Below are 12722 nucleotides of genomic sequence, written 5' to 3' on the forward strand. Positions count from 1 at the left end.
AGCAACAGGCATCCGGACAATTGCCAAGCCCGTTCAAAACCTGCAAAGCCTGCGTTCAGACTTGCGAAAACTGCAACGCCGCCAGGCTCGCATACAGCCCGCCGCGCGCCACCAGTTCCGCATGCGGGCCCGTCTCCACGATGCGGCCATGCTCCATCACGATGATGCGGTCGGCCCGCTGCACGGTCGCCAGCCGATGCGCGATGACCAGCGTGGTCCGGCCCACCATGGCCGCCTCCAGCGCGCGCTGCACCAGGCGTTCGGATTCGGCATCGAGCGCGCTGGTGGCTTCGTCGAGCAGCAGCAGGGGCGGATTCTTCAGCAGCGCGCGGGCGATGGCGATGCGCTGGCGCTGGCCGCCCGACAGCCTGACCCCGCGCTCGCCGAGAAAGGATAGATATCCCTGCGGCAGGCGTTCGATGAATTCATGCGCGGCGGCCAGCTTCGCCGCGGCGATCACTTCCGCGTCGCTGGCATCGGCGCGGCCATAGCGAATGTTTTCCATCGCGTTCTCGGAAAAGATCACCGTGTCTTGCGGCACGATGCCGATTGCGCCGCGCAATGCCGCCAGGTCGAGTCGCCGGATATCGGTGCCGTCGAGCAGGATGCGCCCCTGCTGCGGATCGTAGAAGCGCAGCAGCAGCTGGAACAGGGTGGTCTTGCCGGCGCCCGAGGGGCCGACGATCGCAACGGTTTCGCCGGGGCGGATCTCGAGATTGAGCTCGTGCAGCGCCGCCGATTGCGGCCGCGACGGATAATGGAAGCCGAGATGCTGCAGACTGAGCGCCGCGCCGTTGGCCGTACCGCTCCCGGTACGCCGGGGCAGGGGCAGCGGCTGCGCCGGGGACTGGATCGGCGAGCGCACCGCCATCAGTTCCAGCAGGCGCTCGGCGGCGCCGGCCGCGCGCTGCGCTTCGCCCAGCACTTCCGACAGCGCGCCGATGGCGCCGGCGACGATGGAGGCGTACAGGATGAACTGGCCGAGTTCGCCCGCCGTCATGCGGCCCTGTATCACCGCATGCGCTCCCAGCCACAGCACGAACACGATGGCGCCGAACACCAGCAGGATGGCCATCACGGTCAGCAGCGAGCGGGCGCGGATGCGCTGCATCGCGGTATGGAAAGCCCGTTCCACCGAGGCCTCGAAACGGCCGGCTTCCTGACGCTCATGCGTGAAGGCCTGCACCGTGGGCATCGCGTTGAGGATCTCGCCGGCCAGCGCGGAGGCATCGGCTACCCGGTCCTGGGAGTCGCGCGACAACTTTCTCACCTTGCGCCCGAAGAGAACGATGGGCAGCACCACCGCCGCCAGCATGACGAGGATGATGGACGAGAGCTTGACGCTGGTGACGAACAGCATCGCCAGCCCGCCGATGTACAGCAGCGTATTGCGCAGCGCCATCGAGATGCTGGTGCCGACCAGCGCCTGGATCAGGGTGGTGTCGGTGGTCAGGCGCGACAGCACCTCGCCGGTCTGCGCGGTTTCGAAGAACTCCGGGCTTTGCGTCACCACATGCCGGTACACCGCGCTGCGCAGGTCGGCGGTGACCCGCTCGCCCAGCCAGGACACCATGTAGAAGCGGGCGGCGGTGGCGATCGCCAGCACGCAGGCAACGCCGAACAGGCCGAGGAATACCATGTCCAGATGCGCCTGGTCCTGTACCCCTGACGGGCCGAATCCGGCATCGATCATGCGCTTGAACGCATAGGGAATGGCCAGCGTTGCGCCGGCGGCCACCAGCAGCGCGATGCCAGCGAGGATGAACTGCTTACGGTAGGGGGCAAGGAAGGGCAGCAGGCCCTTCAATGTCGCGAGACTGCTTTTCGGTCTGTCCTTGGCGCTCATAGCTTGATGGGTTTCACGTAACCGGTCATTTCCAGATAGCCGCGGCCGATGCGGCGGCCGTCGCGGGTCAGCGTGACCGCGCCTTCCCAGTAGACGGCCCCGGTCGATTGCCTGGAATCGAGCTCCTGGTCGTCCTGCAGCGGGTCCAGTTCGAAGGCCTGGCCGCCGGCGGTAATGCGCATGGCGACCGGATAGCTGGCGCCGGTGCGCGGCGAGCGCCAGGTGCGCTGCGGCGTGAAGCTTACCTGCTCCGGCGCAAAGCGCGTGACCCGGCCGTCGGGCGTACGCAGCGCGGCATGCGCCCACAGGCGCGAGCCGTCCTTGTTGCGGATCTGGAAGGCCATCAGCGCGCTGCCGTCGTCGAGATTGGCGCCGACCCAGTCCCAGCCGGTGGCATTCTGGTCGAGCACGCTGGTCGACCATTCATGGTCGAGCCAGGCGCTGCCGCTGACTTGTACCGGTTTGCCGTGCCGGACTATGGTGCCCGACACTTTCAGCTGTGGTTCGCTGTAGTAATAGCTGGCCTGCTCCGGCCGCGGCCCCTTGCGCGAATAGCCTTGCTCGCCCTGCAGCATCACCGGCTGGGTCGGCTCCAGCCGCAGGCGCAGCTCGAATTCGCCGGCGGGAACCACCGCTTCATAGCTGCCCTGCGCGCTGCGCACGAAGGTCCATGCGCCGAGGCGGACATCGGTATTGCCTTCCTTCGCATGCGCGATGCCGAAGCCTTCGCGCGCGCTTTTCTGATCGTGCAGCAGCTTGCCCTCCGCCGGGTCGGACAGCGCGGCATGCGCGATGATGAGCTGCTTTGGCGCGAAGCGGCTCGGATTGGCCGGATCATGGTCGGTGGTGGAGCGGAAGAAGGTGACCTGGAAGCCGAGCGGCTTGCCGTCGGGCGTCTCCACCCAGCCGGTGGCGTACCACCACTCGGTGCGGAAGCCGGGATGCGCGCCGAAGTCCTGAGGGAAGACCAGCTGCCGCCCCGGTTCGACCGCCGACAATCGAGGCGGCGCGGCGTATGCCGGGACGAGGCCAGTGAAAACGATGAAGCCGATGAGGGCTTTCACCGCGAGCGCCGAGGCGAGATCGAGCCGCAGCCGCCATGCCGCGATGGATGAAGATGCCAGTCTTGTGCGTCGCATTACCAGTCCTCCCGTACCGCGTTGACCGCCTGTGCCGATACCGCATGTCTTCCCGCGATCAGTGCGGTCGCCGCCGCCGACGCCAGCAGCACCAGGGCCACCGCACCCAGCACGCCCCATGGCATGTGCAGCTGCATGCTCCAGTGGAAGGATTGCGGATTGACGATGAAGATCAGGATCAGGCTGATGGCGCCGCCCAGCACGAAGCCGGTAAGGATGCCGAGCAGCGTCAGCAGGCCGCCTTCGACGGCCAGCATGGCGAGTATTTCCCGCCGCAGCACGCCGAGATGGCGCAGCATGCCGAACTCCTTGGCCCGCGCCAGCGTCTGCGCCGAAAAGGTGGCGGCGATGCCGAACAGGCCGATCAGGATGGCGACCCCTTCGAGCAGGTAGGTGACGGCGAAGCTGCGGTCGAAAATCTGCAGGCTGAGCGCCCGTATCTCTCCCGGCTCGGCCAGCTCCAGCGCCTCGCCGAAGGGCAGCTTTTTCAGCGCATCGGTAACCTGCGCAAGCGACGCGTTTTTCTCCAGCCAGAGCGCGACATCGTTGACTTCGCGGTCGCCGGTGATCTGACGGTAATCCGCCAGCGTCATCTGGATCGCGCCGGACTGGCGCGCATAGTCGCGCCACACGCCGGCCACCGTGAATTGCCGGGCCTGGCCGCCCAGCGGCAGCGTGACCTGCGTGCCGGGCCGATGGCCGTACAGGTCGACCATGGCCTCGGATACCCAGATCGGCGGACCGCCCGGGTTCGACACCGGAATCGATTCTCCGACCAGAGGCAGCGACCTGGCGGGATCGGACAGGTCGATAGGCTTGGCGATGACGGTCACCGACGGGCGCGCAGGATCGATCGACAATTGCGAGACCCGCTGGAAATCCGCGCGCCTGACGCCGGGCACGCCGGCAATGGCGCGCTGTTCTTCGGCAGACAGGCTGCCGCTGCTGCCGCCTCCCGCCGAGCGCACGTACAGATCCGCGGACAGCACCTGCGACAGCCAGTCGTCAACCGACACGCGGAAGCTGGAGACCATGATGGCCATCGCCACCATCAGGCTGAAGCTGGACAGCACGCCGCCCAGTGCGATGGAAGCCTGGTTCGGCGCGTTCGCCAGCCGCGCCAGCGACAGGACGGGCACCGAGCCTTGCAGCACCCGTCCTGCGAAGCGTGACAAAGCGGAAAACGTCAGCGCCGCCAGCCGCGGCATCAGGCCGATGCCGCCGATCAGCAGCAGGGCGATCGCCAGGTAGCCGAAGATGGGCAGTTCGGCCACCGGCGGCAGGCGCGTCATTCCGGCGCCGATGGCGATCAGCGCCAGGGCGATCCAGGGCGGCGACAGCCGCGACAGGGCGGTATCCTCGCTGCCCGACTTGATGGCATGCGCCGGCCTGGCGCGCGCCGCTTCCCAGGCCGGCGCGGCGCAGCCGAGCAGGGCGGCCGCGGTGCCCAGCAGGAAAAACACGCAGGCGGCCACCGGCGTGAACTGCACGCTCGGCTGCACGCCGGGAAAATAGCCGCCGCCCAGGTCGCCGCCGAACAGGCGCAGCGCGGCGGCGGCCATCGCGTAGCCGGCGGCCAGTCCGAGCAGCGAGCCGACGACGCCCAGCCAGGCGCCTTCGAGCAGGATCTGCGACAGCACCTGGCCGCGCGTCATGCCGAGCACGCGCAGCAGCGCCAGCTGGCCGCGGCGGCGTATCACCGACAGCGCCTGCGTCGAGAACACCAGGAAGGCGCCGGTGAACAGCGCCACCAGTGCAAGCACGTTCAGGTTGACCCGATAGGCGCGCGACATGTTGGCGGTACGGGCTTCCTGGTCTTCCGGTTCGGTGACCAGGATATCCGCGGGCAGCTCGCGCCCAAGCTGCGCGGCGAACGCGGCGCGGTCCACGCCGGAGGTCAGCTTCAGATCGATGCGCGACAGCCGGCCCAGCCGCTGCAGGCGCCACTGCGCGGCGCCGATGTCCATTACCGCCAGGCGTTGTCCGGCGCGGGCGCGCACCAGTCCGCCGGCCACGCGCAGCTCCAGCGGCTGCGTGCCGACCTGCAGCCGCAGGCTGTCCCCCTGGCGCACGCCCAGCCATTCCATTGCCGCCGGCGACAGGAACACGGCGTCGTCGGCGAGCGTGTCGAAGGGCCGGTCTTCCGCTGGCATGCCGATCAGGTCCGGCGCGATGGCCCCGGCCTGGAACACATCGATGCCAACCACCTTGAGCGGCTCGCGCCTGGCCGGCACCACGGCATCGACTTCCAGCACCGGGCTGGCCAGCGCGATTTCCGGGCGCTGGGCGAGCCTGGCGTACAAGGCTTCGTCGATGAAGGCCTGGGCGCCCCGGACCTGCAGCTCGGCCTGGCCGGAAAGACTTCTGACCGCTGCGGAAAATTCGTTATAGGCGGCGGCATTGATCAGGTGAATGGCGAAGCCGAGCGCAACGCCGATGGCAATCGCCGCCATGGCGACCAGGGTGCGCACCGGATGCGCGCGCCATTCTCCCGCCAGCAGCCAGCGGCGCAGCGAAGGGATGGCCCCCGGCTTCATCCCTTGCTTCCCAATGCCATAGGATGCAAGCCGTGCTTGGTCAATTCGAGTACCCGGTCGGCGCTGGCGGCAGCGGCATGGGAATGCGTGACGATGATGGCCGACGAGCCGTTCTGCTTGATTTCGTCGCGCAGCAGTTTCAGGATGTCATTCGCCGTGTCCGGATCGAGATTGCCGGTCGGTTCGTCGGCGAGGATCAGCTTGGGCCGGTGGATCAGCGCGCGGGCGATCGCCACGCGCTGCTGTTCGCCGCCGGACAGCTGGCGCGGAAAGTCCCGGCCGCGGCCGGCGAGGCCGACGGCGGCCAGCATGTCCTCGGCGCTGCGGGCGGCGTAGGTAGCGTGGGTGCTCCGGGGCGCATCGCGATTGAGCAGCAGGGGCAGGGCGACGTTCTGCGCAATGGTCAGGTGCGGAAGGATGTGAAAGGCCTGGAACACGAATCCGAATTTCTCCCGGCGCAGGCGTGTTGCCTCATCATCCTGCATCGTCGAAATATCCGTGCCGTCGATCTCGATGCGGCCGGAATCGGGCGCATCCAGTCCCGCGATGAGATTGAGCAGGGTCGACTTGCCGACGCCGGATTCTCCCATGATGGCCACGTACTCACCCGCCTCCAGGGTATAGCTCAGCCTGCTCAGCACTTGCCGGCCACTGGCATAGGATTTGGTGACATCGCGCAGGTTCAGCATCGATTCCTGTATGTTGGTATGTTATGGCTGGTTGTTCGAATATTGCGTTGTCGCGTTATTGCGTTGTTGATGAACGGGACGAACAATTGAAACGGGGCAAGGTTCTACCTGATGCACATATCGTTATGCGGAAATTCTTGTGTCGCCTCAAGGAGACCGGGAAGTCCTTCACTATGATAACTAGAATTCTTGCCGCCCATCTTCCACCGCCTAAGCTGCTATAAGGCAAAACTGCTTGCGACCATTCATGGCGACTTCCATCCTCCCGGATTCAAACCACAACGGTTTCCTGCAAATCTTCCGGAGGGACGACGCCGCGATGCGAGCGGAACTCGTTGCCGGACTGCTTGCCCCCCAGCCGAGCACTTCACCCAAGTTTCTCTACGACGCGCTCGGCTCGAAATTGTTCGAAGCCATCTGCGAATTGCCCGAGTACTATCCCACGCGGACCGAAGCCGCGATCTTTGATGCGCACCTGTACGACATGGCGCGCGCAATTGGCCGGGGCAGCACGCTAATCGATCTCGGCGCCGGCAACTGCGCGAAGGCGGCGCGCATGTTTCCCTCGCTGCAGCCGCTGCAATACGTGCCGGTCGATATTTCCGTCGAATTTCTCAGGAGCGCGGTCGACGGCTTGCGCCAGCAGTTCCCGCAGATCAGGATGACCGGCATCGGCATGGACTTTTCGACGGAGATGGCATTGCCGCCCGCGGTGCGGCGCGAAAAGCGGCTGTTCTTCTATCCCGGATCGTCGATCGGCAATTTCACACCGGACGAAGCCGCCGGCCTGCTCGGCAGAATACGCGGCGCCTGCGAGAGCGATGGCGGGCTGCTGATCGGCGTCGACCTGGTCAAGGACAAGCCCATCCTCGACGCCGCCTATGACGACGGGCTGGGCGTGACCGCCGCATTCAATCTCAACCTGTTGCGGCACCTGAACGGCTTGCTCGATGCCGACTTTGACGTGCGCGACTGGCGTCATGTGGCCTTCTACAATGAAGACGCCTCGCGCATCGAAATGCATCTTGAAGCCCGCCGCGATCTGACGGTGCGCTGGGCCGGCGGCGAACGCCGGTTCGGCCAGGGCGAGCGCATCCATACCGAGAACAGCTACAAGTACACGCGCCAGGGCTTCCTGCAGATGCTGGAGCGCGCGGGCTTCGGCGCGGTACGGACCTGGAGCGACGCGCAAGGCTGGTTCCTGGTGTGCCATGCGCGCGTGACGTGAGGACTTGACAATGGCCGAAGACATGTACCCGTCCGCGAACATGCATGCAAATCTATCCGAGCGCTTCCTCGCGGTGCGCCAGCGCAGCCGCGAGATCGCCGAACCGCTGTCCGGCGAGGATTGCTGCGTGCAATCGATGCCGGATGCCAGCCCCATCAAGTGGCATCTCGCACATACCACCTGGTTTTTCGAGACCTTCATCCTTGAACCGCATGAGCGGAATTTCAAACCGTTCCATCCCGCATTCCGCGTGCTGTTCAATTCCTACTACAACGGCGTCGGCGACAAGCATCCGCGGCCCCAGCGCGGCCTGCTGACGCGCCCGCCGCTGGCCGATGTGCTGGCTTACCGGCGCCATGTCGACGAGCGCATGAGCATGCTGCTGACCGATGGCGGGGCAAGGGAAAAAATTGCCGCGCTGCTCGAGGTGGGCCTGCATCATGAACAGCAGCACCAGGAACTGATGCTGACCGACGTGAAGCACATGCTGTCGATGAATCCCCTCGATCCCGCCTACCTGCCGGCGACATGGAAGCCGGGCCGGCCCGCGCCGGAAATGCGCTGGCAGCGCTTCGAAGCCGGCGTGGTCGAGATCGGCCATCAGGGCAACGGCTTCTGTTTCGACAATGAACTGCCGCGCCACCGGCAATTCGTGGAAGGTTTTGCCATCGCTTCGCGCCTGGTCACCAATGGCGAGTACCGCGCATTCATCGAGAGCGGTGGCTATGCGCAGCCTTCGCTGTGGCTGTCCGAAGGCTGGGACTGGGTACGGGCGAACGATTTGTGCCAGCCGATTTACTGGCGGCGCGACGGCGACGCCTGGCAGGAATTCACGCTGCAGGGATTGCAGCCGCTCGATCCGCATCGCCCGGTCACTCACATTTCCTTCTTCGAGGCGGATGCCTATGCGCGCTGGGCAGGGGCGCGGCTGCCGACCGAAGCCGAGTGGGAGCATGCGTCGCAAGGCTGCGCGGATTTCGGCGGCACGGCACTGCATCCCGACGCCTGCGATACGTGCAGCGAGGACGGGCAGGCATTGTCGCAGCTGTTCGGCTGCGGCTGGCAATGGACGCTCAGCAGCTATGCGCCTTATCCCGGATACCGGGCCGCCGACGGCGCCATCGGCGAATACAACGGCAAGTTCATGTCCAACCAGTACGTGCTGCGCGGCTCTTCATGCGCAACGCCGCAGGGACATGCGCGCCCCAGTTACCGCAATTTTTTCCCCGCTACCGCACGCTGGCAGTTCACCGGCATACGCCTGGCAAAATCGCTGTGACGAAGCCGGATCGAATCCCGGCCGCCTAATGAAAAACGCCTGCCGCATGATGAATGCGGCAGGCGTTGCAGTTTCATGCGGCCGGGTTCGTCAGGCAGCGAGCGCGTCCTGCGACTGCTCCGAATCGAGCTCTCGGTTGACCGCCGACAGCACCGCCTTGAAGGACGCCGTGACGATGTTGCTGTCGACGCCGACGCCGAACAGGGTAGGGCCGTTGTTGACCCGCAGCTCGACATAGCAGGCGGCGCGCGCATCGGCGCCGGCGCCGATCGCATGCTCGTGATAATCCATCACGTTGATGTCGATGCCGAGCGCCTGCACGAAGGCATCGATCGGACCGTTGCCGTGGCCGTGCAGGGTCGTGGTCTTGCCATCCTTTTCGATCTCGGCCTTTACTTCCACGCGCTGCGCTGCGCCGGCTTCCTGCAGCATCTGGTGGGCGTGATAGGCATACGGCGCCTTGCGGTCCAGGTATTCGCTGCGGAAGATATCGTAGATGTCGCCGGCGCCGACTTCCTTGCCGGTGGCATCGGTGATGCGCTGGATCGCGCGGCTAAGTTCGATCTGCAGGCGGCGCGGCAGCTTGAAGCCGTATTCCTGTTCCAGCAGGTACGACATGCCGCCCTTGCCGGACTGGCTATTGACGCGGATCACCGCGTCATAGCTGCGGCCGACATCGGCCGGATCGATCGGCAGGTAAGGCACTTCCCAGATGCCGTCGGGCTGCTGCTGCGCAAAGCCCTTCTTGATCGCATCCTGGTGAGAGCCGGAAAATGCCGTGAACACCAGGTCGCCGACATAGGGATGGCGCGGATGCACCGGCAGCTGGTTGCATTCCTCGACGCACTTGCGCACCGCATCGATATCGGAAAAATCCAGTCCCGGATTGACGCCCTGGGTGTAGAGGTTCAAAGCCAGCGTCACCAGGTCGACGTTGCCGGTGCGCTCGCCGTTGCCGAACAGGCAGCCCTCGACGCGGTCGGCGCCCGCCATCACCGCCAGTTCCGCCGCCGCCACGCCGGTCCCGCGGTCATTGTGCGGATGCACGCTGATGAGGATGGAGTCGCGGCGCGCGATATTGCGGTGCATCCATTCGATCTGGTCGGCATAGACGTTGGGCGATGCGCATTCCACGGTGGCCGGGAGATTGATGATCATCTTGCGCTCGGGTGTCGGCTGCCATTCTTCGGACACCGCGTCGCAGACTTCCTTGGCGACGTCGAGTTCGGCCATGCTGAAGGTTTCGGGCGAATACTGGAACACCCATTCGGTTTCCGGATGGGCCGAGGTCAGTTCCTTGATCAGGCGCGTGCCCGCCACCGCGATCTGCTTGACCTCTTCGCGCGACATGCCGAACACGATGCGCCGGAACGAAGGACTGACCGCGTTGTACAGGTGCACGATCGCGCGCTTGGCGCCAACCGCCGATTCCACGGTGCGGCGGATCAGGTCTTCGCGCGACTGCGTCAGCACCTCGATCGTCACGTCGTCGGGGATGCGCTTCTCATCGATCAGCTTGCGCACGAAATCGAAGTCGGTCTGCGAGGCGGAGGGAAACGCGACTTCGATTTCCTTGAGCCCGATCTTGACCAGCATCTCGAAGAAGCGCAGCTTGCGCTCCGGGTTCATCGGCTCGATCAGCGACTGGTTGCCGTCGCGCAGGTCGGTGCTCATCCAGATCGGCGGCTTCGAAATCACCTGGTCGGGCCAGGTGCGGTCGGTGAGGCGAATCGGAGGGAAGGGACGGTATTTCGCAGCGGGGTTTTGCAACATCATTTGGGTAACCTTTTAAGTCCGGACAATGGAATGGCGATGTGGCGGATCGGCTGCCTGACTGCCACTAGCGCATGGCCAGGCAACCGATCGGTAGAGGTAGCGGCGACAGCGCGCGCGCAAAGATCGCCGGCGCGATCAGGTCGCCGGAAATGAACGTTGCGGGAAGACGCTTGAAATGCATGTTTGCTGACCTGTGGAAATATCAACCTTCGTCTCCGAAACCCCGGAGTGCGGATGCTGCTTGCGGTGCTAGAACTTACAACAGAGGGGGACGGTATCAGCGCGCTAGGCGTAGTAGTGCGGCTGCCGCTAGCAGGGTGGCTGCGGGCAGTAGGTGAAGGGCGAGTTGTGCGTGAGCGGTCAACATCCGGTTAATGTAGGTGACCGGTAAATGCCCTGTCAAGCAAAAACTGGCATGCATGCCATTTATTCAAGTTCCAGGCTGTAATGATGGAAACCCGTATCCCGCTGATAGTTTTGCGCTTCATACAATTTTTGCGCGGGGTTATCGACGGCGGTCGACAGCACCAGGCGCTTGGCCCCGGTAGAAACGGCATGCATCCTGGCGGCGGCGAGCAGCGCCTTGCCGACGCCGCTGCCGCGTACCTGCGCCGCGACGAACAAGTCGTTGAGAATCCAGATCCGACGCGCGCTGACCGAGGAAAATGACGGATACAGCTGCGTGAAGCCGATCGCCGCACCAGTGGCGTCTTCGGCAAGGTAGATGATCGACTCCAGCAGAGCCATGCGTTCGGCAATGAAGGCGCGGGCAGCGCCGATATCCGGCGCCTGGCCGTAAAACTGCCGATATGCATCGAACAATGGCGCGATGCGCTCAAGATCGGCAAGACCGGCCTGTCTGGTGGAAATACTCATGTCGAATCGGGTTTGATTGTGTCAATGCCTGCGGCAGGGGCAGGGCAGAGGATGCAGCGAGAAGGTAACACAGATACTTTCGGCGCCGCTTGCGTCCCTGCTGGCAAATGCCCGGTGCCCGGCCAATAATAGAGGCTGGCTTATCTTTCCAACCTCGAACCCGATGAATGTTTCTTTCCGAACCGCTTCCGCTCCCGAGCTGATGACCGCCCTGCAGGATGCCCGCAGGGATACCCTGGCGCTGATCGAAGCCTTTCTTGCTGCCGGTTTCGGCACCGGGGTGCAGCTTGCGGCGCGGCCGGAATTCAATCCGCCGCTGTGGGAGCTCGGGCATGTTGCCTGGTTCGCGGAATGGTATGTGCTGCGCGACGCGCGGTCCAGCGATCCGACGGCTGCACACCGCACCTCGATGCTGACCAAGGGCGACGACTGGTTCGATCCGAATACGGTGGCGCACCGCATGCGATGGAAGCTGGAGCTGCCAAGCGCCGGCGCGCTGAAAACCTATTGCCATGAAGTGCTCGACCGCGTGCTCGACAAGCTTTCGCGCGCCGGCGGCGACGACAACTCGCTCTATCCCTATCGGCTGGTGCTCGCCTATGAAGACATGCGGCGGGAGCTGATGCTGGAGCAGTTGCAGGCGCTGGGCATTGCATTGCCTCCTGAGCTGCCTGCGCAGGCAATACCAAACTGGGCACAGGGAGAGATTGATTTTCCGGGCGGGACGATACAGCTGGGAAGTGCTCCGGACACCGGTTTCGTATTCGATAACGAGAAATGGGCGCATGCCTGCCGCGTGCCGGCGTTCACCATCGACTCCGCGCTGGTCACGAATGCGCAGTATGCGGAATTCGTCGCAGACGGCGGTTATCAGAACCCGCAGTTCTGGAGTGTCAACGGCCGTGCCTGGCTCATGTTGCAGGACCGTTCCGCGCCGCGCGACTGGATACGCGATGGAAGGCATTGGTTGTGCGATCGCTTCGGCCGGCACATCGTCCTGCCGGGGCATGAGCCGGTACGGCATGTAGGCCTGTACGAGGCGCAGGCTTATTGCGTATGGACGGGACGGCGCCTGCCTACGGAAGCGGAATGGGAATATGCGGCCATGTCCGGCCATCCGGCGCTGCGCTGGGGAGATCTGTGGGAGTGGACCTGCTCGCCGTTCGAGCCATATCCCGGCTTTGAGCCGGATGCTTACCGCGAATACTCCGAGCCGCATTTCATCTCGCACCAGTCGGTGCGAGGCGCTTCCGTCATGACCAGACAGCGCATGCGTTCCTTGAAGTTCCGCCGCTTCTGTCTGCCAGGACGGGACAACATGTTCATCGGCTTCCGGACCTGCGTACTGTAGA

General features: G+C 64.7%; 9 protein-coding genes. 3 read left to right on the forward strand and 6 right to left on the reverse strand.

The features are described from left to right. Positions 1–55: 55 nt before the first annotated feature. Genes RY831_RS18600 through RY831_RS18615 form a run of 4 tightly spaced genes read right to left on the reverse strand, consistent with a single transcriptional unit; the run spans position 56 to position 6211 of the window. Positions 56–1846: an ABC transporter transmembrane domain-containing protein gene (locus RY831_RS18600; protein WP_326507879.1), complete on the reverse strand. Its 1791-nt coding sequence runs from the start codon at positions 1844–1846 to the stop codon at positions 56–58. Further along, on the reverse strand, positions 1843–2985 hold the full coding sequence (locus RY831_RS18605; protein WP_326507880.1) for a lipocalin-like domain-containing protein: 1143 nt from the start codon (positions 2983–2985) through the stop codon (positions 1843–1845). The genes RY831_RS18600 and RY831_RS18605 overlap by 4 nt, the downstream gene beginning before the upstream one ends. Beyond that, the gene (locus RY831_RS18610) at positions 2985–5522 is read right to left on the reverse strand and encodes an FtsX-like permease family protein (protein ID WP_326507881.1); all 2538 of its coding nucleotides are present in this window, start codon (positions 5520–5522) and stop codon (positions 2985–2987) included. The genes RY831_RS18605 and RY831_RS18610 overlap by 1 nt, the downstream gene beginning before the upstream one ends. Then, positions 5519–6211 carry an ABC transporter ATP-binding protein gene (locus tag RY831_RS18615; RefSeq protein WP_326507882.1) on the reverse strand — a complete coding sequence of 231 codons (693 nt, stop codon included), beginning with the start codon at positions 6209–6211 and terminating at the stop codon, positions 5519–5521. The genes RY831_RS18610 and RY831_RS18615 overlap by 4 nt, the downstream gene beginning before the upstream one ends. A 319-nt stretch (positions 6212–6530) precedes the next feature. Between RY831_RS18615 and egtD the strand changes: the two genes are divergently transcribed. Together egtD and egtB are read left to right on the forward strand one after the other, a co-directional pair. Then, positions 6531–7439, forward strand: a complete 909-nt coding sequence (gene egtD, locus RY831_RS18620) for an L-histidine N(alpha)-methyltransferase (protein ID WP_326507917.1) — start codon at positions 6531–6533, stop codon at positions 7437–7439. 10 nt (positions 7440–7449) lie between these two features. Then, the gene (egtB, locus tag RY831_RS18625; RefSeq protein ID WP_326507883.1) at positions 7450–8718 is read left to right on the forward strand and encodes an ergothioneine biosynthesis protein EgtB; all 1269 of its coding nucleotides are present in this window, start codon (positions 7450–7452) and stop codon (positions 8716–8718) included. 90 nt (positions 8719–8808) lie between these two features. Here the strand turns inward: egtB and leuA are convergent, their stop codons facing one another. Together leuA and RY831_RS18635 are read right to left on the reverse strand one after the other, a co-directional pair. Continuing rightward, positions 8809–10494 (reverse strand): 2-isopropylmalate synthase, encoded by a 1686-nt coding sequence (leuA, locus tag RY831_RS18630; RefSeq protein ID WP_326507884.1) that lies wholly within the window; start codon positions 10492–10494, stop codon positions 8809–8811. Between the two features lie 426 nt (positions 10495–10920). Next, the gene (locus tag RY831_RS18635; RefSeq protein ID WP_326507885.1) at positions 10921–11370 is read right to left on the reverse strand and encodes a GNAT family N-acetyltransferase; all 450 of its coding nucleotides are present in this window, start codon (positions 11368–11370) and stop codon (positions 10921–10923) included. A gap of 163 nt (positions 11371–11533) precedes the next feature. Between RY831_RS18635 and senA the strand changes: the two genes are divergently transcribed. Further along, positions 11534–12721, forward strand: coding sequence for a selenoneine synthase SenA (gene senA / locus RY831_RS18640; RefSeq protein ID WP_326507886.1), 1188 nt, complete (start codon positions 11534–11536; stop codon positions 12719–12721). Position 12722 lies beyond the last annotated feature (1 nt).

Origin of the sequence: Noviherbaspirillum album, assembly GCF_035916955.1 — a bacterium.
In the GTDB taxonomy this organism is placed as follows: Bacteria; Pseudomonadota; Gammaproteobacteria; order Burkholderiales; family Burkholderiaceae_D; genus Noviherbaspirillum; species Noviherbaspirillum album.